The following is a 25792-nucleotide window of genomic DNA, read 5'->3' as shown; positions in this document are numbered from 1 at the left end:
GAGCGACCGAGCAAAAAGTTGTTCGTCCGCTCTCTCAAAGACTCTTGAACACTAGGCGGGGGTTTGCCGCGCTGCCGACACACTGGATCGTCGGTCCGCCCGCTCGCCGAGCCGCCATCCCAGCAGACCCCATAGCAGTGCACACAACGCGCCGACCAGCGCTGCCATGCCTGCACCTTGGCCGAGCGCGTCTAGCGCGCTTTTCGCCCAGGCACTGATGGCATCACCGGCGCGGTAGACCACGGTGTCGATGACGTTCTTTGCCTTGTACTTGCTTTCGGCATCGAGCGGGGCAAACAGTGTCCAGAAGTGCTCGACGAGACGGCTGTAGGAAATGAGTCGGGGGTCGAAGTCGACTTGCACGACTTCTCAGCAATGGAGCTTTGCGTTTCGGCAAGCCACACCGGTTGCCGGAACGGCGCGCCGCATCGGTGAGTACGCCCTCGTTCGCCCAGGCCGGGAGATACTGCACGATCCAACGTCAGTCGACCGGCAGGGTGCGGACGTCGGGGCGAAATACCGTTCCGCGCTGTTTCTCAACAGTGCCGAGCAGGCCCGACTGGCGCTTGTCTCCAGGCAGCAGCTGGACGCCAGTAGCCAGTTGGGCAAGCCAGTGGCTACGGTGATCCTGCCACTGGGTGAGTTTCAAAAGGCAGATGAAGAACATCAGCGCTACCTTGAAAAGCACGGTGGCAGCGCCTGTTCCATTTGATGCATAGGCAACGCTTTTGCCGTCACGGCCGGGGCGTTGCGATTTCTCGGGTCGGCGAGTGGGCAAGCCGATATTGGCGCAAGAGTGAATCCACAGGAATACGGGCAGGTGAGGGTGTATAAAAGTGATTAAAATCGTCGAAATACAGTTAACTACACTAAATAGATGTTTAGTCGAGTTATTACAGATTGTATTAAATATCAATGGAGCAGGCCATGAATCCGAGTCAGATCAGTGCGTCGAACCTGATTGCATCACTGGGCCTTGAACCTCATGTCGAGGGCGGCTATTTCCGCCGGACATACCAGGCTGATCACCGGGACATGCTTGAAACCACGAGCGGCTCACGCTTTCTGATGACGTCGATTTACTACCTGCTTACCGAAGATTCACCGGTCGGCCAGTTTCATTTCAACCATTCGGACATCCTGCATTATTTCCATCTGGGCGATGCCATTGAGTACAGCTTGATCCTTGAAGACGGTTCACTGCAGACGTTGGTGATGGGCAGCGATGTTCTAGCCGGACAACATTTGCAATTGCACGTACCGGGCGGAATCTGGAAAGCCTCCAGACTGCTGAATGGCGAGAACGGATTTGGTTTGATCAGCGAAGCGGTTTCACCAGGCTTTGATTTCGCCGATATGGAAATGGGGAGTCGGCAGAAACTCACAGCGCGGTATCCGCAGCATCGAGCGCTGATTGAAAAGCTGACGCGTGCCGAGGATTGAGAGCGGCACATTTTAAATAGAGGGACCTACAGCCAACAAAGATCAGGTCGTTTGAAAGCGATGCTGGAGATCGAAATGGCGTGCGCAACCGGGCTGGCTCCGTAATACTTTGTTACGTGTAATGTATATTATGTTAAATAGTGTTTCTGATCGGAACTTCCTCGGTTCACCTTTGCCGCCAGGACGCCCTGACTCCCCGGCGTCCTGGTGATATGCAGATTGAAAACCAAGCCATCGTCACGAAACTCTTCGTGGGTCTTACCGTCACTACTTGCGCTTCCCGGGCAATACCGTCCCCAATACCTGTTTAGCCGTTTGCACGATGACGCCCGCTTCGTCCGGATCACCCTTGAGCAATGTGCTGGCGAATTTCTTTGCCTGTTCCAGCTTGATATGCGGCGGCAACGGCGGCACATTCGGGTCGGTCTTGAATTCAATGACGACCGGTACTTCGGAAGCTAACGCCTGCTCCCAGGCTGCGGCCACGTCTTCCTCCCGATCGACAAAAATGCCTTTGAGGCCGATGGAGATGGCGAACAGGTGGTAAGGCACATCCGGAATACTCTGCGAGGCAACGAATTTCGGATCGCCCTCCATCACGCGCTGTTCCCAGGTGACCTGATTCAGATCCTCATTGTTGAACACGGCGCAGATCCACTTCGGGCTGTCCCACTGTCGCCAGTATTTGGCGACCGTTATCAATTCGGCCATGTTATTCATCTGCATGGCGCCATCGCCGACCAAGGCGATCACCGGCCGTTGCGGGAAAGCAAACTTCGCCGCTATCGCGTATGGCACAGCGGCGCCCATCGAGGCCAGGCCACCGGAGAGCGAGCACTTCATGCCCTTGCGGATTCTCAGGTCACGGGCGAACCAGTTGGCGCAAGAACCGGAGTCGCTGGTGATGATGGCCTGCTCGGGTAAACGCGGGGACAACTCATACACCACCCGTTGCGGGTTAACCGGGTCGGCCTTGGCCATCGCGCGCTTCTCGAGGGTTTTATCCCAGCTCGCCCGCCAGCCTTCGATCTTTTTACGCCACTTGCGCAGCGGCTTGTGTTCGAGCAACGGTGCCAGTGCCGCCAGGGTCTCGGCCGCATCGCCGGCAAGGTTCACCTCCATCGGGTAGCGCAGACTGAGCATGTCCGGTTGCAGGTCGATCTGAACCCCGCGCGCCTGCCCTTCTTTCGGCAAGAACTCGGCATAAGGAAACCCCGATCCGATCATCAGCAGGGTGTCGCACTCCGTCATCAGTTTGTAGCTCGGCTCTGTACCGAGCAGACCGATGCAGCCCGTGACCCAGGGCAACTCGTCCGGCAACACCGCTTTACCGAGCAGCGCCTTTGCCACTCCGGCGCCCAGTTTCTCGGCAATCGCAAACACTTGCTCGCTGGCGTGCAGCGCTCCGGCACCCACCAGAATCGCAACCTTCTCTCCCGCATTCAGCACATCGGCCGCACGTTGCAGATCCGCGTCATAAGGCAGCACTTTCGGCTTGCTGTAACCAACCCCCGAGTGCGCAGTGCCGTGGGCCCTCGCCGGTGCCTTGTACTCTAAGTCCTGCAGGTCGTTCGGCAGGATCAACGCAGTCACCCGGCGTTCGCCAATCGCCGTGCGCACTGCACGATCCAGCAAGTGCCGGACCTGGGAAGGCGCCGAGGCCTGTTGCACAAATGCTCCAGCCACATCCTTGAACATCGAGACCAGATCCAGCTCTTGCTGATAATGGCTGCCCAGTGCCGTGCGCGCCTGCTGCCCGACAATCGCCAGCACCGGCATGTGGTCCAGCCGAGCGTCGTACAGTCCGGTGATCAGGTGCGAGGCGCCGGGGCCGGATGTCGCGATGCACACACCCAGTTCACCAGTGAATTTGGCATGGGCGGACGCCATGAACGCCGCCATTTCCTCGTGACGCGCCTGGACGAATTCGATCTTGCCGCCCGCCCGGCTCAACGCACCGAAGACGCCGTTGATACCGTCGCCGGGATAACCAAAAATTCGCGTCACACCCCATTGGCTCAGGCGTTCGACCAGAAAATCACCCACTGTCACCGTCATGTCCGACCTCATCTTTTCATTGCGTATGACATCCCGGTGCACCGACATCCACAGCACGCTCGGGAGATGTAAAGGTCTGGACCGCCCGGCGGACAGCGAAGTTTCGATTAATTGCGGATCACGACGGAGACGCAAGACAGGGTGATAAGGCGCTCTTCATTGTGAGGACCACCGCCAGTCACTTCCCCCGCCTTTCATTATGAACTTACGCTCTCTGTGTGCCCTCTCCCACTTACATCCAGTGAAAGTCAGAGGTAGGACGCCATGAGAGCACTTACGTATCACGGCGCGCACAGCGTCAAAGTCGACAACGTTCCGGATCCAGTCATCCAGGACAGCGATGACATCATTCTTCGAGTGACGGCAACCGCGATTTGCGGATCTGACCTTCACCTTTATCGAGGAAAAATTCCAACCGTCGAGCATGGCGATATTTTCGGTCATGAGTTCATGGGGATCGTCGAGGAGGCAGGTTCAGCGGTCACCGCCGTGCAGCCGGGCGATCGGGTTGTCATTCCCTTCGTTATTGCCTGCGGCAGCTGTTTCTTCTGCGCAATGGATCTGTTCGCGGCCTGCGAAACTACAAATACGGGGCGTGGAGCGATCTTGAATAAAAAGGCGATCCCCCCGGGAGCCGCGCTGTTCGGATTCAGCCATATGTACGGCGGAGTGCCTGGCGGGCAGGCCGAATACGTGCGTGTACCGAAAGCCAACACCGGGCCGTTCAAAGTGCCAGGGACACTGCCGGATGAAAAAGTTCTTTTCCTCTCCGACATCCTCCCGACTGCGTATCAGGCTGTAACGAACGCGGGGATTGGCAACGGCTCCAGCATCGCCATTTATGGTGCGGGTCCTGTCGGTTTATTAAGTGCAGCCTGTGCAAGAATGCTCGGGGCCGATCAGATTTTCATGGTCGATCACCATCCTTACCGCTTGGCTTACGCGCAGAAAACATACGGCGTAATTCCCATCAACTTCGATGAAGACGACGACCCTGCAGATACGATCATTCGGCAAACCAAAGGAATGCGAGGCGTCGACGGCGTCGTGGACGCGGTCGGGTTTGAAGCGAAAGGTAGTACGACGGAAACGGTTCTGGCGACACTCAAGCTCGAGGGAAGTAGCGGCAAAGCTCTGCGCCAGTGTATTGCAGCTGTCAGACGTGGTGGCATTGTGAGTGTCCCTGGAGTCTATTCTGGATTCATACATGGATTCCTTTTCGGGGACGCGTTTGACAAGGGTCTGACTTTCAAAATGGGTCAAACCCACGTGCATCGCTTCCTGCCGGAGCTGCTCCATCACATCGAGGCAGGCCGCCTCTCACCGGAGGTCATCATCAGCCATCGTATGTCGCTGGAACAGGCTCCGGAGGGCTATAAAATTTTTGATAAAAAGGAAGAGGATTGCCGCAAGGTCATTCTGACGCCGGGCGATAGCGATGTGGCTCTACCGGAACACGATGTCAACACCACGGCGTTGGCCACGTAAATGTGTGAATAAAAGAAAGGACGTGAAATATCAAACGATTGTGAGTCATCGGTGGGTCTTTGATTCGGGTCAGGGACCGATCGGCCGGGACGAAATTTTCCCCGTCCCGACCTGTCTGTCGGCGTTATATCTGACCACCGTTGCGCGCAGCGACGGCAACGGTGGTCGGTGAATCGGACAGTGGAACGAAGCGTCGAGTGGCTCCATCCAGCGCATCGATGCAACCTGCCTCGATGTCATAGACCCAGCCATGCAAATTCAAGCGTCCTTGCTCAAGCGCAAGCGCCACCGATGGATGAGTCCGCAGGTTCGCCAGTTGTGCGATCACGTTTTCACGAACGAGGCCATCGAGCTTGTCGCGTGGCGTATCGAACTCATGCGCCGCGTTGATCGCTTTCGCGGCGTCCGAGTGCCGAAGCCAGTTGGCAACTGCCGGCAGATGATCCAGACACGTGCAGCGTGAAATCGCGCCCATCGCCCCGCAATCCGAGTGGCCGCAGATCACGATGTCCCGTACGCCGAGCACTGCAACCGCATATTCGACGGTGGCCGAAACACCACCCGGCTCAGGACCATATGACGGCACAATGTTGCCGGCGTTGCGGATCACGAACAGCTCACCCGGCTCACGCTGTGTGAGCAGTTCAGGCACTACACGACTGTCCGAGCACGTGACAAACAACGCCTTTGGGTTTTGCTCTGTCGCGAGCTGCCTGAAAAGCTCGACGCGTTGTGGATACACCTCACGCTGAAACCGCAGAAAGCCATCAATAATGTCACGCATAAAGTCCTCCAAAGCCTGATTCCGGATGCCGAGACGAGCACTCGATGCCTTCGCGCCTCAGTGGGGCGTCATTATTGCAGACGTCGCATGCGAGTGCGCGGCCTCACACCGCTCAAGCTTCGTTTCAAAACCTGTTACGACCAAAACCCCCTGTGCGGTTCAGCTGCCTCCCCCTCCAGCATCGGCCCCAACACGCTGACCTTGCGTTGCCCCTTGGCGAACACTTCGCGGCACGGCAGCGAGAACGTCGGGTTTTCCGGATGGTCCCCCGTCAGTCCCAGCAAGGCATGCTCCGACAAGGCATAGACCACACGTCCGATCCCCGTCCAATACACCGCGCCGGCGCACATGCAGCATGGCTCGGCGCTGGTGTACAGCGTGCACAGTTCCAACTCCTGCGGCGACAGCAGTTTGGCCGCTGCCGCCGCTGCCACCAACTCGGCATGCTGGGTTGGATCACCTTCCGGGGGCATCGAGTTGTTCCCCGCTTCGACAATCACCTTGCCGTTGCGGTCGGCCACCAATGCCGCGAACGGATGGCGACCGCGTTGCTTCGATGCCTCGGACAAGGCAATGGTCTGGCGCAGTAACGTCAGATCAAGCGCGCTGATGCCAGCCGGGATGAGTTCAGTCAATTGATTCATGGGTAACTCCAGGGCAGTGGAAAACAAAAGTCAGTCGGCCAGTTCAACCGATGTAGCGCCGATGGTTTCGGTCGATTTTTTTTCATCGTTGAGCAGAACGTTGAGGACGATGGCGGTGATCGCTCCGAGGAAAATCCCGCTGTCGAGCACCAGTTTCAGGGTCGGGCCGACGTGTTCGAACAGCGCCGGAAAGGACATCGGCAGCACCCCGACACTCACTGACACGGCGACGATAATGCCGTTGCGCGTGCCCTCGAATTGCACCCGTGACAGTTCCTGAATTCCCGCGACCGTGGTCATGCCGAACATCACAATCGCGCAGCCACCGAGCACCGGCGTCGGCACCGCGGCGATCAACGCGCCGAGTTTCGGGAACAGGCCCATCAGCACCATGATTGCCCCGGCAGCGGCCACAACGAAGCGGCTTTTAACGTTGGAGAGTGCAATCAAACCGGTGTTCTGAGTAAAGGCGTTGTAAGGAAAGCTGTTGAACAAGCCACCGAGCATGGTCGACAAGCCATCGGCGCGAAATGCATTGCCGAGGGTCTGTTGCGTGGTCGGTTTGCCGGTCAATTTGCCGATCGCCAGACAGTTGCCGGTGGTCTCGGCCATGATGACCAGCATCGCCAGGGTCATGATCAGAATCGGTACCGGCGCGAATTCCGGCGCGCCGAAAGCCATCGGCGCACTCAGCTCAAACCACGCCGCTTCGCTGACCCGATTGAAGTGAGTCATGCCGCAAGCCGCTGCGATCAGGCTGCCGACAAACAGGCCAATCAGCACGCTGAGGTTGCCGATGAAGCCCTTGAATCTGGCGTAGATCACCAGCGTCACACTGACCGTGGCCAAACCCAGCAACAGGTTGGCGGGATTGCCAAAATCTGCCGAGTCGGGATTGCCACCGCCCAGCCAGATCGCCGCCGCCGGCATCAGCGAGATGCCGATAATGGTGATCAGGCTGCCAATCACCACCGGCGGAAAAAACCGCAACAAGCGGCTGAACACCGGTGCCAGCGCGACGGTGATAAATCCCGCCGCGATCACCGCACCGAAAATCTGACTGAGGCCGAATTCCTTGCCAATCATGATCATTCGTCATCCGGTCCATGGCGACGTCAGTGAACTGGTCAGCAGCGGCGAAGCGGTGCTCGGTGTGGCGTTCTCACAGCCCGGCTACCCCAAGGAGCTGGCGTTCCAGCAACTGGGCAAACTGATCATGCTGCACGTCTGCCATCCCCAGCACCCATCGGCGCAACTCGATAACGTCACGTTCGAGGATCTGCACGTCCATCGCCGCCTGGCCTTCAGCGCCCACGCGAGCAAACTGCCGAGCAGCGAATATCTGCGTTCGACCCAGCTGTGGCAGGCGGAAAGTTATCTGGCGTTATTGGAAATGGTCCGCGCCGGACTCGGCTGGGCCACCCTGCCTCGCCAACTCATTCAGCGTGAACTGGCCAAGGGTGAGCTGGTGGAACTGCAGCTCTCGGCGTATCCGCATACCGACTGGCAGATTGGTGTGGATTTGCTCTGGGCGCGGCAGCGGCCGTTGGGTAAGGCAGAGCGATGGCTGAAGGAGAAGTTACAGGGCAACAAGGTGTATGAACTGGATCGCAACGGGCAGACCACCACGCTTTGAGATCAATGCAGATGGAACAAGTCGCCTTACGCCTGCCCGATGCTTTACCAATCCCCTGCTTCAGATTTGCGATAAACCACCATCGACCATCAGCTCCACGCCGTTCACGTATCTGGCGTCGTCCGAGGCGAGAAACAGTGCCGCGCTGGCAATTTCTTCGGGTTGCGCCATGTAGCCCAATGGCGTGATTTGCTCGACGTGCTGGCGCAGCGCGGCAATGTCGCTCTCGCTCATTTTCAGCCCGTTGTCCATCAGCGGTGTGCGGGTGAAGCCAGGGCTCAACACGTTTGCGCGGATTTTGCGGTCCTTGAGCTCATTGGCCCACGTGCGTGCAAACGATCGCACCGCCGCCTTCGACGCGTTGTACAGACTCAATCCTTCCATGCCGTTGCTGGAGCAGATTGAGGCAGTCAAGACGATGGACGAAGCGTCTTTCATCAACGGAAGAAGCGTTTGAACGCTGAAGAAAACGCCTTTCACGTTCACGTCGAACATGGCGTAGTAAGCCGCCTCGCTGGTCTCTCCGAGCGGATTTTTCTCACAGATCCCGGCATTTGCGAACACTGCGTCCAGCCGATCGTCGCGCGTTTGGATTGTCGCTTTGAGCGTGTCGAGATCGGCCTGAAGCGAGACATCGGAAACCACCGCGACAGCTTTGTCGCCGAGTCTGGCAACTGCCGCCTCCAGCCTGTCTGCTGCCCGTCCAGTGATGTAAACGCGTTCGGCGCCCTCGGCGATCAAGGCTTGCGCGATGGAAAACCCGATCCCTGTGGAACCGCCGGTCACGACGGCAACCTGATCGCTGAATTTACCTGACATGTCTGACTCCTCGGTCGTTGATGAAGGGAATGTCTGAAACGACCTGGCCCATGGTGAGCGTCAACGGCGCAGAACGGCACTGACAGGAATGAACGTTGGCCGTGCAGTTTTGTAAGGCGAAAACGCAGGAGAGACTCCCTAAATTGGGACCCGGCGACCTGACCCGGGCAGGCGCGAAGCCTTGCCCTTCAGTCGTCGTCAAACCTGAGTTTCCCTACAGGATGCCTGTCATGTCTCGAATCGAAATCGAAGTGCCCGAACCCCGGCGCTGGTTGATGTTTGCCATCTTGCTCGTCGGTGCGTTTCTGCCGCCCCTGGATTTTTTTATCGTCAACGTCGCCCTGCCCTCGATACAGGAGGATCTGGGGACAGGCTCCTCTGCCGAGCAGCTGGTGATTTCTTCCTATGCAACGCTCTATGCCGTGACGCTGATTACTGGCGGACGACTCGGCGATCTATACGGCCGCGGGCGGATGTTTTTCGTTGGCCTGCTGGGTTTCGCCGCCGCGTCGCTGATGTGCGGCCTGGCGGTTTCGCCGTGGATGCTCATCCTCGGACGCGCCTTGCAGGGTGTGACCGCCGCCGTGATGGCTCCGCAGGCACTTGCATCGGTGCAGGCGATTTTCCCAGTGTCGGAAAGACCATTGGCATTGAGCATTTACGGGGCCGTATTTGGACTGGCGTCTGTGATCGGTCAGGCACTGGGCGGCTTTTTGATTGAGGTCGACGTGTTGGGCATGGGATGGCGCGCGATCTTCCTGGTCAACCTGCCGATCGCGTTGCTGGTGATTGCGTTCGGCATCCGTGTGCTCAAAGAAACCCGTGCGCAACACGCGAGCAAGCTGGATCTGGTGGGCACCGCGTTGTCGATGCTGACCCTGACCACCCTTGTGGTGCCGTTGATTGAAGGCCGCGAGGCGGGATGGCCGTTGTGGGCATGGCTGTCGCTGGCCGCCAGCCCTGTGCTGGCGGTAGTGTTCTGGCGCTACGAGAACCGTTTGCACCGAGCCGGAGGAACTCCCATCCTCGCCCCGGCCGTACTGAATGCACCGGGCCTGGGGCGAGCGCTTCTGGTCGCGCTTTGCTTCTATTCAATCGGTGTGTTTTTTCTGATGTTTTCGATGTACATGCAAAGCGCATTGCATATGAGCGCACTGCATGCCGGCCTGATCTTTCTGCCGTTTGGCGCGGGATTTCTGCTCGGTCCCCTGTCGGTTCCGCTCCTCAGGCGCGTCCTCGGGGGCTACGTGAATCCGGTAGGCATGGGGCTGGAAGTAGTCGGATTACTATGGCTGGGCTGGCTCGTGTCAGTGACACCGACTACCCTCGCCCCGCCCTTCACTTCCATGACGGTCATCCTGTTCCTGATCGGTCTGGGACAAGGGCTCGGCCTGCCGACGTTGATGCGCCTGGTCACGGGCCGGGTAGCGCCGGCGTATGCCGGGATGATCGCAGGCATTACCAGCGCCACGCTGCAGATCAGCACATCGCTGAGCGTCGCACTGATTGGCGGAGTGTTTTATACCTTGCTGGGAGAACCGGCGACGGCGGTCAGCATCACTCATGCGTTCACGATCGCTGTTCTGTGCATCGCCGTTTGCCTGGCCGTAGGGGCAGCGATAAGCCTGACGTTAGCGCGCGAGCCAGCGACGGTAGCGCAAGCCTCGGCTGTTCGCTCGACCTGAGGCGCGCTACCCCGCACCGATCATGTTGGAGGCGAGGTCGGCCAGCGCGCGCAGCCGGTCCATCTGGCGCATGTCCTGGTGATACCCCATCCAGATGTCCCGCCCTGGCGGTGGCTCGTGCACATCCAGCTGTCGCAGTCCCGGCACGGAGTCGCCGAGGACGCGGGGCAACACCGCAACACCCAGCCCCTTCGCGCACATCTGTGCCTGAACCGTACGGCTACTGCTGGTGAACACGGTGCGGGCCAGCGGATAGCGTTGCTGCAGCCATTGCACGTCCGGGTAATGGGCCTGGGCGATGTTCATCAGGATCAGGCCAAGCCCCTCGCCGTCCGGCTGCGGCGCCGGGGCATGCAAAGCCGCGTATAGGCCGTACGACAGAGTTGTCAGCTTGCGGTGCACTATGTCGGGTTCGGTGAAAGGCACGATCCGGAAAGCGATGTCGGCATCCCGGCGGGCAAGATCGAACAGTCTATGCCCGGCGATGACTTCGGGAACGATCAACGGGTAGCGGTGCACCAGTTCGCTGAGAACCGGCGACAAAACATGACAGGCGAACCAGTCGGCTGAGGATATCCGCAACAGGCCTTCAGGCTGATCACCATGCCCCGCCAGACGCCGCTCGATGGCCAAGGCGCTGTGTTCCATGTCCTGCGCCAGACCGAGAATCCTCTCGCCACTGTCCGTGAGCACCAGCCCCTGGGCGGTCCGCAGGAAAAAGGCTTGCCCACTGGTTTGTTCAAGCATCTGCAAGCGCCGTCCGACCGTCGGATGACTGACCCCCAACTCCCTGGCGGCTCCGCCCAGCGAGCCGCTGCGGGCAATCGCCAGGAAGATCCGCATGTCACTCCAGTCCATGCCCTCGCCCCGTACAAAAATGAACATTGAGTGGTCAGCTTATAGTTCAAGTCGATGGCTGTTCATGAATATCGATTCAATCAGCCGATCTGATCAGCCTCGCGACAATGACTTCAAACGCTCCACCAGCGCGGCTTCGAAAATGATGTACAGCCTCTCGGCATCGCCGGCACGCAAGGCCCCGCCGGTTTCCAGTCCCAGCACGAAACCATCCGCCCGCGCCCCTGCCTTGACAGCAATGATCATCGAGTCTGCCCGGACAATCTGCGCCAGCAGTCGATCCGCTTCTCGCTGAATCTTGTCGCCCAACACCACGCCTTCCACATCGCCACCCAATACGTTCAATTAGACATCCAGTACATGACCGCGATAACCGCTGAAACCCAGATGATGGTCAATACAATCGAGTAACCAGCCAGTTGCTTGTCCATTTTCACCACGGCATCAATATGAATCTGAATGATGGGTCAGGATCGTCCGGCTCGCAACGTCAGCTCGTCCCCTTCATCCATCGCACTCCGGGTAAATGTCCGGACTCCGATTTGTAACAGAACCCCTTTCAGCAACAAGGGTCTGCTCTCTTAATACACCTCGGAAATCTATCCAATGTCCGCGCAACGCAGTCTCGTCATACTCGCTCGGGGCGGATACGCCGCTCGCGGAGTGCTTTATTTGATCATCGGCATATTCGCGCTATTGGCAGCCCATGATTCGACAAAACCCAAGGACAGTCACAAGAGCCTGGAGGCCTTGCTGAGCCAGCCGTTCGGCTATTTTCTGGTGGGCCTTGTGGTGGCGGGTCTGCTTGCGTTTGCAGCCTGGCGTGTCCTGCAAGCGATACGCGATGTCGATCATCACGGCACGCAGCTCAAAGGGCTGGTGATTCGTGCAGGCCTGTTTGCAGGAGGTCTGGTCAACGGTGCTCTGGCGTTTTTTGCGTTGGGCCTGCTTGTGAGTGGTAGCCGCAGTTCGAACCATTCCGCAGAGCAGACCAAAGACTGGCTGGCGCATCTTTTGTCGTGGGAACACTCGAATCTATTGTTGTACCTGATTGCGCTCATTCCGCTGGGGGTTGGCGTTGCGCACATCATCAAGGGCTGGAAGGCCTCGTTCGAGAAGTATTTTGAGGCCGACGAAGAGGTCATGCGCTATGTCCGTCCGGTGTCTCGCTTCGGTCTGATCGCTCGCGGCGTCGTGTTTATGGAAATTGCTTTGCTGCTGGCCGTCAGCGGTTCCGCTTATCAAGCCATGGACCCGCCTGGCATGAAGGAAGCGCTGGACGCGCTGCAGAATCTGCCCGCTGGATGGCTTCTTTTGATGGTAATGGCCCTGGGGCTGATTGCGTTCTCGGTTTACAGTTTCTCGGAAGCGTGTTGGCGCAAGATCAATATGGATGTGCTTCAGTAACTGAAGTCATGCCCAAGCTCACGCTGCATCCATTCCAGAAAACGCCTCACCCGTGGAAACCCCGCATGCGCCTTCGGGAAAACCAGGTGGTGTGCGGTGATCGGGGCGCTCAACCCGGGAATGACTTCGACCAACTCACCGCGCGCCAGGTAGTCCTGCGCCAGCAGCGTGCTTTCCAATGCAAATCCAAGCCCGTGGCTGGCGGCTTCGAGGGTCATGTAGGAGCGGTCAAAGCTCAAGGTATAGGGGCTTTCTGGGCGCGACAGCCCGTGTTGAGCAAACAGTTGCGGCCACTTGATCAGCGTCGCCTCCGACAGGATCAGGTTGCCGTCCAGCAAGTCGGCGACGGCGCGGATCGGGCGTTTTTCCAGCAGTTTGGGCGATGCGAGGACCGCGATTTTTTCGTTGCGCAGCGTACGCACTTCGAAACTTGGCCAGTTCGGCATGCCGTGGCGGATGTCCACGTCGATCTTGTCCCGACTGAAGTGCAGCGATTCATAAGAGCATGAGAGATTGAGCTGAATGTCGGGATGGCTCTCGCGAAACTGTTCCAGGCGCGGCATCAGCCACAACAGGCCGAAGCTGGGTGATGAATGCAATCGCAGACAGTCGAGGCTGACATCACTGGTCGCACGCTCTGTTGCCACCGCCAGGCTGTGCAGGATGCCGGAAATCTCGGACAGGTATTGCTCGCCCACGGGCGTCAACGTCACCCCTCTGGCCGTTCTGAGGAACAGCTGCCGCCCGATCATCGCCTCGAGTTTGGCCAGTTGGTGACTGACTGCCGAGGGCGTCAGGTCCAGCACTTCGGCCGCACGCGCGACGTTGCCAAAGCGCGCAGTTTGCTCAAAGGCCTGAATGGCTTTCAGGGGTGGCAGGATTGGCGGTGCTTCGCCAGATGAACTCATGATGAGGGTTATTCCGCTGCAAGTGGCTGAGGCCGGGCGTTCGGCTATTCAAACACCACAACCGCATGTTGGCGAGTGCTGAATTTTTTTCAGCATCCAGTGAAGTTTGCGTTATTGCTCAGGGTCGTTGCGGGAGACAAGCTGAGTCATCGGTTCTTCACGGACCGACTCAATAACAACAATCAGAGGTTTTCTCCCATGCTTCTTCAAGGCAAAGTCGCGATCATCACAGGTGCTGCCTCCGCACGTGGTATCGGCCGCGCGACAGCTACGACCTTCGCTCAACATGGCGCCCGGGTGGTGATTCTGGATCTGGACGCATCCGCTGCCCGCGATGCCGCTGCCTCTTTGGGCGAGGGTCATCTCGGCCTGGCTGCCAACGTCGCCGACGAGTCCCAGGTGCAGCAGGCTGTCGCCACCATCATCGAACACTTTGGCCGGATCGACATACTGGTCAACAATGCCGGCATCACCCAACCCCTCAAGACCCTCGATATCCGCCCCGGTGATTACGACAAGGTGCTGGACGTCAGCCTGCGCGGTACGTTGCTGATGTCCCAGGCGGTGATTCCGCTCATGCGCCAGCAAGCCAGCGGCAGCATCGTGTGCATGTCTTCGGTTTCCGCGCAGCGCGGCGGCGGCATTTTTGGCGGGCCTCATTACAGCGCCGCCAAGGCCGGTGTACTGGGCCTGGCCAAGGCCATGGCGCGTGAGCTGGGGCCGGACAGCGTGCGCGTCAACTCCATCGCCCCCGGCCTGATTCACACCGACATTACTGGCGGCCTGATGCAGGACGAACGCCGCCACGCGATCATCGACGGTATTCCGCTGGGTCGCCTGGGCGAGGCCCAGGATGTGGCCAATGCGGCGCTGTTCCTGGCCAGCGACCTGTCCTCCTATCTGACCGGCATCACCCTGGATGTGAACGGCGGCATGCTGATTCACTGACACACGTGGCGGGCCTCGCGGCCCGTGCGGTTCTGGATCGATGATACGGCCGGGCAGACTTGCCCGGCGGTCAATAAAAACAAGAGATCAGACCATCATGACTACCCTGTCGCTCGAAGCCGTTTCGGCGGTGCGTTCCAACGCCTACCGTAAAACCGCCTGGCGCCTGATGCCGTTCCTGATGCTGTGCTACCTGTGCGCCTACCTCGATCGCGTCAACGTTGGCTTTGCCAAACTGCAAATGATGAACGATCTGGCGCTCAGCGAAACAGTCTACGGGCTGGGCGCGGGCATGTTCTTCATCGGCTACTTTCTCTGCGAAGTGCCCAGCAACATCATCCTGCACAAGGTCGGCGCGCGAGTCTGGATCGCGCGCATCATGATCACCTGGGGCATTGTTTCCGCCCTCTTCGCCTTCGTCGAAACCGCCTGGCAGTTCTACGCCCTGCGCTTTCTGCTGGGCATTGCCGAAGCCGGCCTGGCGCCGGGTCTGCTGCTGTACCTCACCTACTGGTTTCCGTCCTACCGGCGTGCGCGCATGACGGTGTTGTGGTTCATCGCCATCCCGTTGTCGGGCATGGTCGGCGGTCCGCTCTCCGGCTGGATCATGAACCACTTCGCCGGTATGCACGGCTGGGCCGGCTGGCAATGGATGTTTGTGCTGGAGGCTGTGCCTACGGTGGTTGTCGGACTGCTGGTGCTCAGCTACCTCAAGGATGGCGTGCATCAGGCCAGTTGGCTCAACGACGACGAAAAAGCCCTGATCGCTCGTGAGCTGGCGGAGGACGACCAGCAGAAAGTGACGCATGCGTCCGTGGGCGAATTCATTCGTGACCGTCGCCTCTGGCTGCTCGCGGGGATCTATTTCTGTGTGGTGATGGGGCAGTACGCAATTACCTTCTGGCTGCCGACCCTTGTGCGTAATGCCGGGGTCTCCGATCCGATGAAAATCGGCTTGCTGACCAGCCTGCCCTACCTCTGCGCCATCGCCGCCATGTTGCTGGTCGGACGCAGTGGCGACAAACATCGCGAACGCCGCTGGCACCTGATCGTGCCGATGATCGCCGGGGCCATCGGCCTGACCCTCGCGGCGCTGATGGGAGGCAATGTGATGCTGTCCATTCTCAGTCTGTGCCTGGCGGCTTCCGGCATCCTGTCCGCGACCTCGCTGTTCTGGATGCTCCCCACCACGCTGCTTGGTGGTGTCTCCGCCGCGGCAGGCATTGCCGCCGTCAACAGCTTCGCCAACCTTGCCGGTTTCTGCTCGCCCTACCTGATTGGCTGGATAACCACACTCACAGGCTCCAGCGCTATCGGCATGTATCTGATCACCGGCGTGCTGCTGATCGGCGCCTCGCTGGTCCTGCGCATTCCTGCTGCCTTGGTCAATCGTTGATTCACAGGAGAATTCACCATGACTGCCAACCTTTCATTCACAACACCCCAGACGCTGGCCGAGCGCGCCCACAACATTCGCCGCCATGCCTTGCGCATGGGGCAGGTGCAAGGCCAGGGCTACTTCGGCCAGGCCCTCGGTGCGGCGGACCTGCTCGCGGTCGCCTACTTCCATGCGCTGAGGTATCGCCCCGAAGACCCGGCGTGGGAGCCGCGTGATCGTTTCTATCTGTCGATCGGTCACTATGCGATTGCGCTGTACGCGGCGCTGATCGAAGCCGAGATCATTCCGCTCGATGAGCTTGAAACCTACGGCTCGGATGACAGCCGATTGCCGATGTCGGGCATGGCCGCCTACACGCCGGGCATGGAAATCACCGGTGGTTCGCTGGGTCAGGGGCTGGGCATCGCGGTCGGCGCCTGCCTGGGTCTCAGGCGCAAGGGCTCGACATCGTTCGTCTACAACCTGCTGTCGGACGGCGAGCTGAACGAAGGCTCGACCTGGGAAGCCGTAATGTCGGCCTCGCACTGGAAGCTCGACAACCTGATCGCCATCGTCGACGTCAACAACCAGCAAGCAGACGGCCATTCCAGCGAGATCCTGTCGTTCGAACCCATCGTGGATCGCTGGAAAGCGTTCGGATGGTTCACCCAGCGCGTCGACGGTAACGATCTGGACGCACTGGTCGAAGCCTTCGATGCCGCCCGCCACCACCCTGGCACCCAGCCACGGGTGATCATCTGCGACACCACCATGGGCAAAGGTGTGCCCTTCCTCGAAAACCGCGAAAAGACCCATTTCATCCGTGTGGACGAACACGAATGGGATCTGGCACTGACCACGCTTGAAGAAGGAAAAAACCAATGAGCAACGCCGCCAACACACCGACCTCGACTGGCGAACCGATCAAGAAGCGCCTGACCACCTCGGCGATGATTGCCTCGATTGCCTCTGAAGGCCAAGCCACCCGCTCAGCACCTTTTGGCCATGCATTGGCTGCACTGGCGGATCAGCGTCCGGACATCGTCGGCCTCTCCGCTGACCTGTCCAAGTACACCGACCTGCACATTTTCGCCAAGGCCCACCCGGATCGTTTCTATCAGATGGGCATGGCCGAACAGTTGCTCATGAGTGCGGCCGCAGGCATGGCCCGCGAAGGCTTCGTGCCGTTCGCCACCACGTATGCGGTGTTCGCCTCGCGTCGCGCCTATGACTTCATCTGCATGGCCATTGCCGAGGAAAACCTCAACGTCAAAATCGTTTGCGGATTACCCGGCCTCACCACCGGCTACGGCCCCAGCCACCAGGCCACCGATGACCTGGCGATCTTCCGGGCGATGCCCAACCTGATGATCGTCGACCCTTGTGACGCCCTGGAAATCGAACAGGCCGTGCCCGCCATTGCCGCGCATCAGGGGCCGGTCTACATGCGGCTGCTGCGCGGCAACGTGCCGCTGGTGCTGGATGAATACGGGTATCAATTCGAGATCGGCAAGGCCAAGACCCTGCGCACCGGTAACGATGTCCTGATCATCTCGACCGGATTGATGACCATGCGCGCATTGGAGGCTGCCAAGGCGCTGCAGACCGATGGCGTCGATGTCGCCGTGCTGCATGTGCCGACGATCAAACCGCTGGATGAACAGACCATTCTCGCCGAGGCCCGCAAGTCTGGCCGGCTGGTGGTTACCGCAGAAAACAGCTCGATTATTGGCGGGCTGGGTGAAGCGGTTGCCGGGGTACTGCTGCGCAACGGAGTGACGCCGACATTCAGGCAGATCGCATTGCCCGACGCCTTCCTCGACGCCGGTGCATTGCCGACACTGCATGATCGCTATGGCATTTCCACCGACGCCGTCTGCGCGCAAATCAAGTCCTGGCTTTGACTGCTGGCTGATCGGGGCGCTTACGGATTAGCGCCCCGATGAGGTGTATTCCCCCTGGCCGATCCGCCTGGCATCTCGTCGAACCGCCTGCGGCGGAACGCCAAACCCTCGCATGAACACTTCGCGCATGTGGCGACGGTCTCGAAACCCCGTTTCCTTCGCCACGCGATCCAGGCTGTGACGACTTTGCTCGATCATCACGCGAGCGGCCTCCAGACGCAGGCTTTCAACAGCCTTGGCCGGTGACTGGCCTGTCTCGGCAGTAAATACCCGGGTGAATTGTCTGGGACTCAAGTGCACGACGTCGGCAAGTTCCTCCACGCTGAGCGGGCGGTCCAGGTGCGTGCGCGCATACTCCAGCGCGCTTTGAATACGGTCCGACTTTGGAGCAAGCGTAAGCAGTTCCGAATGCTGGGATTGCCCACCCGAACGCCGTTGATGCATGACCAGTTTGTGCGCCACCGACCTGGCCATGTCGGTGCCCAGATCCTTTTCCACCATGCCCAGCGCCATGTCCAGCGCGGCTGTCATGCCTGCCGACGTCCAGACGGGACCGTCGACGATGAAGATGCGGTCTTCCTCGACCTCGATTCTTGGATGCAGCTCACGGAGCTTGTTCGCATAGGCCCAGTGGGTGGTCGCCCTCCGATCGTCCAGAACCCCAGCCTGCGCCAGAACGAACGAGCCGGTGCACAGACCTGCTGTGCGTCGGGCTCCATCGACGAAGGCGCGCACACTGGCCAGCACTTCTTCATCTGGTGGATTCAACGGGGTCAGCGTACCGGTAATCATCCACGTGTCGGCCAATCCCGGGGTGCCCAGAGGGAGCGTGTCGATGTACATGCCCAATGAAGAACGCACGGTTCCGCCGCCGATCGAGAAGTTCTGGACCTTGTAGATCTCTTCCCCCGCAACGATGTTGGCGAACTCGAATACAGCCTGGGTTGCCAGGGACATCACCTGAAAACCCTCGGTAATCAGATAGCCGACGCGATGCATGACTGAACTCCTTTTTGAATGTCCTTAAACACTACCATATACGTCGTTTAAGACATCAGTCCCCTCCTTCATCATGGCTCCACACACAACCCACGGAGCTTGATCATGACGCAACAATACAAAGGCACTGCGCTCATCACCGGCGCGTCCACCGGCATCGGCTCGATTTACGCCGAACACCTTGCCCGCCGGGGTTACGACCTGGTGCTGGTGGCGCGCAACCGCGAACGTCTGAACGCACTGGCCAGCCGCCTGACCAGCGAAACCCGGCAGAACATCGAAGTGTTGCAGGCCGATCTTGGTCGCCCCGAGGACCTCGCCAAGGTAGAACGCAAGTTGCGTGAGGACGCCAGCATCACCTTGCTGGTCAACAATGCCGGCATCGGCACCCATACCGGCCTGCTGGAGAGTGATGTCGAGCGGATGGCCGAGATGATCACGCTGAACGTCACCGCCCTTACCCGCCTGACCTACGCCGCGATTCCAGGTTTTGTCGCCCGTGAACAAGGCGCCGTGATCAATATTTCCTCGATCGTCAGCCTGGCGCCGGAGCTGCTCAACGGCGTGTACGGCGGCAGTAAGGCCTACGTCACCGCGTTCACCCAGTCCCTGCATAAGGAACTCTCGGATAAAGGCATCCGGATTCAGGCTGTCCTGCCCGGCGCAACCGCGACGGACTTCTGGCAAATCGGTGGATTGCCTGTCGAGCATCTGGATCCGGGCATTGTGATGTCGGCCCAGGACCTGGTCGCCGGCGCTCTGCAGGATTTCGACAACGGCGTACTGATCTCCATCCCCTCGATGCACGACCTGCAAGGCTACGAGCGTTACGAAGCCAGCCGCCAGGCCTTGTTCTCCGAGCTTTCGAGCAACCGGCTCGCGCCGCGCTACAACGCCAACTGATCGCTATCAAAAGGATATGAATCATGAAACTCAGCGCTAACACGATCTTCATCACCGGCGGCACCTCCGGCATTGGCCGCGCTTTGGCCGAGGCATTTCACCAGCGCGGCAATCAGGTCATCATCGCGGGCCGTCGCCAGGCCCTGCTGGATGAGATCGCCCGGGCCAATCCCGGAATCGACACGGTCCAGCTGGACATCAATGACCCGCAGCAAATCAAGGACGTCGCCCAGGAAGTCATACGCCGCCACCCCTCGCTGAACGTGATCATCAATAACGCCGGGATCATGCCGTTCGATAATCCAGCCTCGGGTGATTACGACGACGAACAGGCGGTGAGTCTTTTGCAAACCAACCTGCTCGGCCCGGTGCGTGTCAGCGCCGCATTCGTCGAGCACCTCAAGCGTCAACCCGAAGCCTTCATCATCAACAACAGCTCCGTGCTGGCCTATCTGCCACTGGCTGCGACAGCGTTGTACTCGGCGACGAAGGCGGCCATTCACTCCTACTCGCTGTCGCAACGCTTCACCCTGCGCGACACCCGCGTAAAAGTGCTGGAGATCGCGCCGCCATGGGTCGACACCGACCTGATTCACAAAAGCGGCGATGAACGCGCCATGCCGCTCGACGAATTCATTCGGGAAACCCTGGAAAAACTCGAAACGGCGACCACGGAAGTGTTGGTGGATCGGGTCGTCCCGTTGCGAGCCAACCAAGGCATTAATGAGCACGCTCTGATCAATCAGTTCAATCAGGCACTGGAGGAGAACCCGATTCCGGTCGCCTGAGTTGAAGCCATCTGTCGTCAACGCTGCCAGCCCTCCCTGATGGAAGGCTGGCAGTTTTGTATTTTCCGCAAAATGCGGAAAGTCTTCCTGCGATCTGCTTCTGTCTGAAGAAGGTCTTCGTGCATAGCCTGTCACTGCCTTCTCGCGCTCACTGATTTATCGCGACTCGTGCTTGAAGGCTCCTCATATCACTGGCGCTCAAGGACTTGAACATGAACAGATTATTTAAAATCGCAGGCCTGGCCCTTGCGGTATCCGTAAGCGGCCTGGCCGTAGCGCAAAGTGATACGGGCAAAGGCGCCGGCATCGAACGTGTTTACGCGTTCAACGGGGCCATGCCGACAGGCGTGACGGTAACCGAAACCGGCCGGATCTTCGTGAACTTCCCCCGCTGGGGCGATGACGTGCCCTACACCGTTGCGGAAATTTCCAACGGTCAACTTGTGCCCTACCCTGATCTGAAAACCAATGTCGCGGATCCGCAGAACCCGGCCAAGGGATTCATCAGCGTGCAAAGTGTGGTTGCCGACGGCAAAGGCCGCGTCTGGGTGCTCGACACGGCAGCACCGAAGTTTTCCGCACCTCAGGCGGGCGGAGCCAAGCTGGTGGCGATCGACCTGACCTCCGACAAGATCACAAAAACGATTGTGTTCCCTGACGACGTCATCCTGCCGACCACCTATGTCAATGACGTGCGCTTTGACTTCCGTACAGGCAAGGAAGGGACCGCCTACATTACCGACTCTTCGGTCAGTGGTCCTGGCGGCATCATCGTGGTCGATCTGGCGAGTGGCCAGGCAAGCCGCAAACTGACTGGCGCCCAATCCACCTCGGCCGACCCGTCCTTTATCCCGAAGGTTGAAGGCAAGCCCGCACTGGTGACGCGCGACGCTCAAGGCAAAACCGGCCTGTTGACGGTGGCGTCTGACGGTATTGCCCTGTCCAGTGACGGCAAGACGCTTTACTTCTGCCCGTTATCGAGCAGGCATCTGTACGCCGTGCCGACTGCCCTGCTGCGTGATCCGGGGGTGAGCGATGCCGACCTGGAAAAAGCCGTCGTCGACCTCGGTGAAAAAGGTGCTTCCGACGGTCTTGAAGCCGATGCCGACGGTGCCGTGTACGCCGGTGACTACGAGCACAACGCGATTCGCAAACGCCTGCCGGACGGTCGCTGGCAAACGCTGGTCGAAGACTCACGAGTGCTTTGGCCCGATACGTTGTCGATCGGCCCGGACGGCTATCTGTATTTCACCGCCAACCAGCTTCATCGCTCGGCAGGTTTTAATGACGGTCAGGACAAACGTGTCAAACCGTACAACCTGATGCGCGTCAAAATCGGCGCCAGGCCTGCAGCGACGTACTAAAGAAACGTCAGAACAATGAGGTGTGGCTCAAAGGCCTGAACCTGACGCGGCACCTGCAGCCTCGTCAGGTTCTCAATGAGCTACGTAACGTTCGAAGCGTTGCGCCAGGAAAGCCCTCAATGCCTGCACGGCAGGTGTGAGCGAGGTGCGATGGGGGCACACGAGTTGGAGCGGTGCCGGCTGTCCGACGTCTGCCGGGAAAAGCTCCACCAGTCGACCGCTGCGCAAGTCATCCAGCACATCGATTTTCGACCTGTAGACGATTCCGAAACCGGCAACCGCCCAGCGCCGGACGATATCGGCATCATCACTGACCCGGTCGCCCGTCACCTGAACGGTCCTGACACCGTCCGCCGAATGAAAGCTCCAGCGTTCGTAGGTCTGCTCGCCCATCACAAATCGAAGGCAGTTATGGTTGCCCAATTCTTCAGGTGTGGCTGGCCGGCCGTGGCGGGCCAGATAGTCCGGCGAGGCGCAGACCGTTCTTCTGTTCGACGGCGCCAGGGCCAGAGAGACGAGGCTGGAATCGGCCAACAAACCATAACGGATACTGGCATCCAGTTGTTCGCCGACCAGGTCGGCAACCTGATCGCTGACCCGTAACTGCAACAGCACCTTCGGATGCAGTTGCTGAAACTCGTCGAGCCATCGCAACAGCACGTTTCGGCCGATATCCGACGGTATCGACAAGCGAATCGTGCCGGCGATTTCATCGCGACCTTCACTCAGTGCGATCTCGCCATTTTCGAGCGCTTCGAGTGCCTGCCGGGCATGGGAAAGGTAGCGTTCGCCATCGTCCGATAATCTCAAGCGCCGGGTCGAGCGAACGAACAACCTTGCTCCAAGACTGCCTTCAAGACGCTGAACCGCTCCGCTGGCCAAGGCTGGAGAAATGTCCAGCAATCGGGCGGCGGCGGAGAAACTGCCGGCCGCAGCCGTGGTGACGAATACCTGAAGGTCATCTACGCGGACTATTTTCTTCACGATCACGAAATTCTGTAGGGTGCGGACGAAGTTCTTCAGCGTAATGGGAAAAATGATCATTGCCCAGCCGCCGCTCAGACGCCGGCGCTGTTAGCCATTAGTCTAATCAGCCCAGGCACCGACGTAATCACTGCGCGAGCCATATCTGTCACAAATCCCACTTCCCCTGACAGAAAAACGACTTTCAACCGCATTTCAATATCGCTTGCAGCCTGACAGGCGCAAACCGTCCCCCGATCCGACGCTGCGCTGAGCAGCAAACTACACTTCATGCTGATTTAGTGATTTAACTAGGTAGTTACCTAACTATATAATGCACGCCTCATTTCAACGGGACATTCAACGTGAAGCAGAGTCAACGCCTCTCGGGCATATCAACATTCATTCTGGTCGGGCTCGGGGTGATCATCGCCCTGCTCGGCCTGGCACTGGCTGCTGGCGGTGTGAAATTGGTCAGCCTGGGAGGCTCCTGGTACTTCCTGGTGGGTGGTCTGGTAATGGCCGTTTCCGGTCTGCTGATCGCGCGGCGCAAGCCTGCCGGTGCCTGGCTGTTCGCGGCGTTTCTGGTTGGGACCGCCATCTGGGCCTTGATCGACGCAGGGCTGGTGTTCTGGCCGGTGTTCTCGCGCCTGTTCATGTTCAGCGCGGTGGGTCTGGTGGTCGCGCTGGTCTATCCGCTGCTCAAACGCGCCAATGGTGACGTTGCAGGTCGTGGCGCTTACGGCGTTGCGGCGGTACTGGCCGTTGGACTGGCCGTGGCTGCCGGCAACATGTTCGTCGCGCACCCGACCGTCGCCCCTACCGGCACCGGTCCGGGCCTGACGCCGGTCGAGCCGGAAAAGGCGCAGAAAGACTGGGCGCACTACGGTAATACCGAAGGCGGCAGCCGCTTCGCCGCGCTTGACCAGATCAATCGCAGCAACGTCGACAAGCTGAAAGTCGCGTGGACCTACCACACCGGCGACATCGCCGAGAGCGATGGCAACGGTGCCGAAGACCAGCTGACTCCGCTGCAGATCGGCAATAAAGTCTTCATCTGCACCCCGCACAACAACCTGATCGCACTGGATGCCGACACCGGTAAAGAACTCTGGAAAAACGCGATCAACGCTCAGTCCAAAGTCTGGCAGCGTTGCCGTGGCATGGCGTATTTCGACGCCAGCACCGCCGTCGCCAAACCGGCCAGCTCGCCAGTGACTGAAACCCCGACCGCTCCGGTCGCCAACTGCACGCGTCGCTTGCTGACCAACACCATCGACGCCCGCCTGATCGCGGTCGACGCTGACACCGGCGAGTTCTGTCGGGGCTTCGGCAACAACGGCCAGGTGGATCTGAAGGCCGGTCTGGGTGATGTGCCGGACAGCTACTATCAACTGTCCTCCGCGCCGCTGATGGCCGGCACCACCGTGGTGGTTGGCGGTCGTGTGGCTGACAACGTGCAGACCGACATGCCGGGCGGCGTGATCCGTGGTTTCGACGTCATGACCGGTGCCATGCGCTGGGCGTTCGACCCGGGCAATCCAACCGATCGCAAGGCACCCGCGGACGGCAGCACCTATGTGCGCAGCACGCCGAACAGCTGGGCGCCGATGTCCTATGACCCGGCGACCAACACCGTATTCCTGCCGATGGGCAGTTCTTCCACTGACATCTATGGGGTCGAGCGCAGCAAACTCGATCACACCTACGGTGCTTCGATCCTCGCGCTGGACGCCAACAGCGGCGAAGAAAAGTGGGTATTCCAGACCGTCCACAACGACCTCTGGGACTTCGACCTGCCGATGCAGCCAAGCCTGATCGACTTCACCAAGGACGGTAAAACCGTACCGGCGGTGGTCATCGGCACCAAGGCCGGGCAGATTTACGTGCTCGACCGCGCCACTGGCAAACCGTTGACCGACGTTAAAGAAGTGCCGGTCAAGGCCGCCAATATCCCCAACGAGCCGTACTCGCCGACCCAGCCGAAATCGGTGGGCATGCCGCAGATCGGTGCCCAGCACTTGACTGAATCGGACATGTGGGGCGCCACCCCGTACGACCAGCTGCTGTGCCGGATCGATTTCAAGTCGATGCGTTACGACGGCTTGTACACCGCGCCGGGCACTGACAAATCCCTGAGTTTCCCGGGTTCGCTGGGCGGCATGAACTGGGGCAGCATTTCCACTGACCCGGTGCACGGTTTCATCTTCGTCAACGACATGCGTCTGGGCCTGTGGATTCAGATGATTCCGTCGCAGAACAAGGCTCAGGCCTCTTCCGGTGGCGAAGCGCTGAACACCGGCATGGGTGCCGTGCCGCTCAAGGGCACGCCTTACGCCGTGAACAAAAACCGCTTCCTGTCGGTCGCCGGCATTCCGTGCCAGGCTCCGCCGTTCGGTACGTTGACCGCCATCGACATGAAAACCCAGAAAGTCGCCTGGCAAGTGCCGGTCGGCACCGTTGAAGACACAGGTCCCTTGGGCATCCGCATGCACCTGCCGATCAAGATCGGCCTGCCAACCCTCGGCGGCACGCTGTCGACCCAGGGCGGCCTGATCTTCATCGCCGGCACCCAGGACTTCTACCTGCGCGCCTTCAACAGCGCCAATGGTGAAGAAATCTGGAAAGCGCGTCTGCCGGTCGGCAGCCAGGGTGGCCCGATGACCTATGTGTCGCCGAAAACCGGCAAGCAATACGTGGTCATCACCGCCAGTGGCGCTCGCCAGTCGACTGATCGCGGTGACTACGTAATGGCTTACGCCCTGCCGTAAACCGTCGCGTTCGCCTTCGTTTCACTTGTGCGCGGCACCTTCGG

Annotated in this window: 22 protein-coding genes and 3 pseudogenes; 14 read left to right on the top strand and 11 right to left on the bottom strand. The window is 59.6% G+C overall.

The window, feature by feature from the left end; genetic code table 11:
* Positions 1-51: 51 nt before the first annotated feature.
* On the bottom strand, positions 52-363 hold the full coding sequence (locus CAG25_RS08155) for a hypothetical protein (RefSeq protein ID WP_305880082.1): 312 nt from the start codon (positions 361-363) through the stop codon (positions 52-54).
* 103 nt (positions 364-466) lie between these two features.
* On the opposite strand from CAG25_RS08155, the pseudogene CAG25_RS08150 reads away from it, so the two are divergent.
* Both CAG25_RS08150 and CAG25_RS08145 read left to right on the top strand, forming a co-directional pair.
* A pseudogene (locus CAG25_RS08150) lies at positions 467-712 on the top strand (peptide-methionine (S)-S-oxide reductase); the annotation flags it as partial.
* A 215-nt stretch (positions 713-927) separates the two neighbouring features.
* Entirely contained in the window at positions 928-1443 is a 516-nt protein-coding gene (locus CAG25_RS08145) for a cupin domain-containing protein (RefSeq protein WP_085610296.1), read from the top strand.
* Positions 1444-1710: 267 nt separating this feature from the next.
* Here CAG25_RS08145 and CAG25_RS08140 read toward each other — a convergent pair whose 3' ends face one another.
* Entirely contained in the window at positions 1711-3501 is a 1791-nt protein-coding gene (locus CAG25_RS08140) for a thiamine pyrophosphate-requiring protein (RefSeq protein ID WP_085610295.1), read from the bottom strand.
* Between the two features lie 264 nt (positions 3502-3765).
* Here CAG25_RS08140 and CAG25_RS08135 point away from each other — a divergent pair, with 264 nt between their 5' ends.
* Complete coding sequence (locus CAG25_RS08135) at positions 3766-4989, top strand: zinc-dependent alcohol dehydrogenase (protein WP_085610294.1); 1224 nt, start codon at positions 3766-3768, stop codon at positions 4987-4989.
* Between the two features lie 124 nt (positions 4990-5113).
* Here the strand turns inward: CAG25_RS08135 and CAG25_RS08130 are convergent, their stop codons facing one another.
* The 3 genes and pseudogenes from CAG25_RS08130 to CAG25_RS08120 form a co-directional block, all read right to left on the bottom strand.
* Positions 5114-5773 carry a carbonic anhydrase gene (locus tag CAG25_RS08130; protein WP_011334144.1) on the bottom strand — a complete coding sequence of 220 codons (660 nt, stop codon included), beginning with the start codon at positions 5771-5773 and terminating at the stop codon, positions 5114-5116.
* 134 nt (positions 5774-5907) lie between these two features.
* Positions 5908-6417, bottom strand: a complete 510-nt coding sequence (locus CAG25_RS08125) for a nucleoside deaminase (protein ID WP_011334143.1) — start codon at positions 6415-6417, stop codon at positions 5908-5910.
* 30 nt (positions 6418-6447) lie between these two features.
* A pseudogene (locus CAG25_RS08120) lies at positions 6448-7509 on the bottom strand (nucleobase:cation symporter-2 family protein); the annotation flags it as partial.
* Between CAG25_RS08120 and CAG25_RS08115 the strand changes: the two are divergent.
* Positions 7502-8053: pseudogene (locus CAG25_RS08115) on the top strand (substrate-binding domain-containing protein); the annotation flags it as partial. The pseudogenes CAG25_RS08120 and CAG25_RS08115 overlap by 8 nt on opposite strands.
* Before the next feature lie 60 nt (positions 8054-8113).
* Here CAG25_RS08115 and CAG25_RS08110 read toward each other — a convergent pair.
* Positions 8114-8872, bottom strand: a complete 759-nt coding sequence (locus CAG25_RS08110; RefSeq protein WP_085610293.1) for an SDR family NAD(P)-dependent oxidoreductase — start codon at positions 8870-8872, stop codon at positions 8114-8116.
* A 230-nt stretch (positions 8873-9102) separates the two neighbouring features.
* On the opposite strand from CAG25_RS08110, the gene CAG25_RS08105 reads away from it, so the two are divergent.
* A complete protein-coding gene (locus tag CAG25_RS08105; RefSeq protein ID WP_085610292.1) occupies positions 9103-10557 on the top strand; it encodes an MFS transporter in 1455 nt (484 codons plus the stop codon).
* Between the two features lie 6 nt (positions 10558-10563).
* Here CAG25_RS08105 and CAG25_RS08100 read toward each other — a convergent pair whose 3' ends face one another.
* Together CAG25_RS08100 and CAG25_RS08095 are read right to left on the bottom strand one after the other, a co-directional pair.
* Complete coding sequence (locus CAG25_RS08100) at positions 10564-11415, bottom strand: LysR family transcriptional regulator (protein WP_085610672.1); 852 nt, start codon at positions 11413-11415, stop codon at positions 10564-10566.
* A gap of 93 nt (positions 11416-11508) precedes the next feature.
* Positions 11509-11739, bottom strand: a complete 231-nt coding sequence (locus CAG25_RS08095; RefSeq protein WP_011334137.1) for a hypothetical protein — start codon at positions 11737-11739, stop codon at positions 11509-11511.
* A 282-nt stretch (positions 11740-12021) separates the two neighbouring features.
* On the opposite strand from CAG25_RS08095, the gene CAG25_RS08090 reads away from it, so the two are divergent.
* On the top strand, positions 12022-12822 hold the full coding sequence (locus CAG25_RS08090) for a DUF1206 domain-containing protein (RefSeq protein ID WP_085610291.1): 801 nt from the start codon (positions 12022-12024) through the stop codon (positions 12820-12822).
* Here CAG25_RS08090 and CAG25_RS08085 read toward each other — a convergent pair.
* Entirely contained in the window at positions 12816-13730 is a 915-nt protein-coding gene (locus tag CAG25_RS08085) for a LysR substrate-binding domain-containing protein (RefSeq protein ID WP_085610290.1), read from the bottom strand. The genes CAG25_RS08090 and CAG25_RS08085 overlap by 7 nt on opposite strands.
* 198 nt (positions 13731-13928) lie before the next feature.
* Between CAG25_RS08085 and CAG25_RS08080 the strand changes: the two genes are divergently transcribed.
* The 4 genes from CAG25_RS08080 (at position 13929) to CAG25_RS08065 (ending at position 17960) form a co-directional block, all read left to right on the top strand.
* Positions 13929-14678: an SDR family NAD(P)-dependent oxidoreductase gene (locus CAG25_RS08080; RefSeq protein ID WP_085610289.1), complete on the top strand. Its 750-nt coding sequence runs from the start codon at positions 13929-13931 to the stop codon at positions 14676-14678.
* A gap of 97 nt (positions 14679-14775) precedes the next feature.
* Positions 14776-16074 (top strand): MFS transporter, encoded by a 1299-nt coding sequence (locus CAG25_RS08075; RefSeq protein ID WP_064596576.1) that lies wholly within the window; start codon positions 14776-14778, stop codon positions 16072-16074.
* An 18-nt stretch (positions 16075-16092) separates the two neighbouring features.
* Entirely contained in the window at positions 16093-16941 is an 849-nt protein-coding gene (locus tag CAG25_RS08070; protein WP_085610288.1) for a transketolase, read from the top strand.
* On the top strand, positions 16938-17960 hold the full coding sequence (locus tag CAG25_RS08065; protein WP_011334131.1) for a transketolase family protein: 1023 nt from the start codon (positions 16938-16940) through the stop codon (positions 17958-17960). Before CAG25_RS08070 ends, CAG25_RS08065 begins: the two co-directional genes overlap by 4 nt.
* Before the next feature lie 27 nt (positions 17961-17987).
* Here CAG25_RS08065 and CAG25_RS08060 read toward each other — a convergent pair whose 3' ends face one another.
* Complete coding sequence (locus CAG25_RS08060; protein WP_085610287.1) at positions 17988-18959, bottom strand: GlxA family transcriptional regulator; 972 nt, start codon at positions 18957-18959, stop codon at positions 17988-17990.
* 105 nt (positions 18960-19064) lie between these two features.
* Between CAG25_RS08060 and CAG25_RS08055 the strand changes: the two genes are divergently transcribed.
* From CAG25_RS08055 to CAG25_RS08045, 3 genes are all read left to right on the top strand, one after another.
* On the top strand, positions 19065-19862 hold the full coding sequence (locus tag CAG25_RS08055; RefSeq protein ID WP_064381600.1) for an SDR family oxidoreductase: 798 nt from the start codon (positions 19065-19067) through the stop codon (positions 19860-19862).
* A gap of 23 nt (positions 19863-19885) precedes the next feature.
* Positions 19886-20650 carry an SDR family oxidoreductase gene (locus CAG25_RS08050; RefSeq protein WP_011334128.1) on the top strand — a complete coding sequence of 255 codons (765 nt, stop codon included), beginning with the start codon at positions 19886-19888 and terminating at the stop codon, positions 20648-20650.
* Between the two features lie 212 nt (positions 20651-20862).
* Complete coding sequence (locus CAG25_RS08045) at positions 20863-22014, top strand: L-dopachrome tautomerase-related protein (protein ID WP_085610286.1); 1152 nt, start codon at positions 20863-20865, stop codon at positions 22012-22014.
* A 72-nt stretch (positions 22015-22086) separates the two neighbouring features.
* On the opposite strand, the gene CAG25_RS08040 is transcribed toward CAG25_RS08045, so the two are convergent.
* Entirely contained in the window at positions 22087-23058 is a 972-nt protein-coding gene (locus CAG25_RS08040; RefSeq protein WP_178076436.1) for a LysR family transcriptional regulator, read from the bottom strand.
* 284 nt (positions 23059-23342) lie between these two features.
* Here CAG25_RS08040 and CAG25_RS08035 point away from each other — a divergent pair, with 284 nt between their 5' ends.
* Entirely contained in the window at positions 23343-25748 is a 2406-nt protein-coding gene (locus tag CAG25_RS08035; protein WP_085610285.1) for a glucose/quinate/shikimate family membrane-bound PQQ-dependent dehydrogenase, read from the top strand.
* Positions 25749-25792 lie beyond the last annotated feature (44 nt).

Origin of the sequence: Pseudomonas sp. B16(2017) (genome assembly GCF_002113205.1) — a bacterium.
GTDB lineage: Bacteria > Pseudomonadota > Gammaproteobacteria > Pseudomonadales > Pseudomonadaceae > Aquipseudomonas > Aquipseudomonas pharyngis.
The sequence above is the reverse complement of the archived record's forward strand: the minus strand, read 5'-3'. Positions and strand labels throughout refer to the sequence as shown.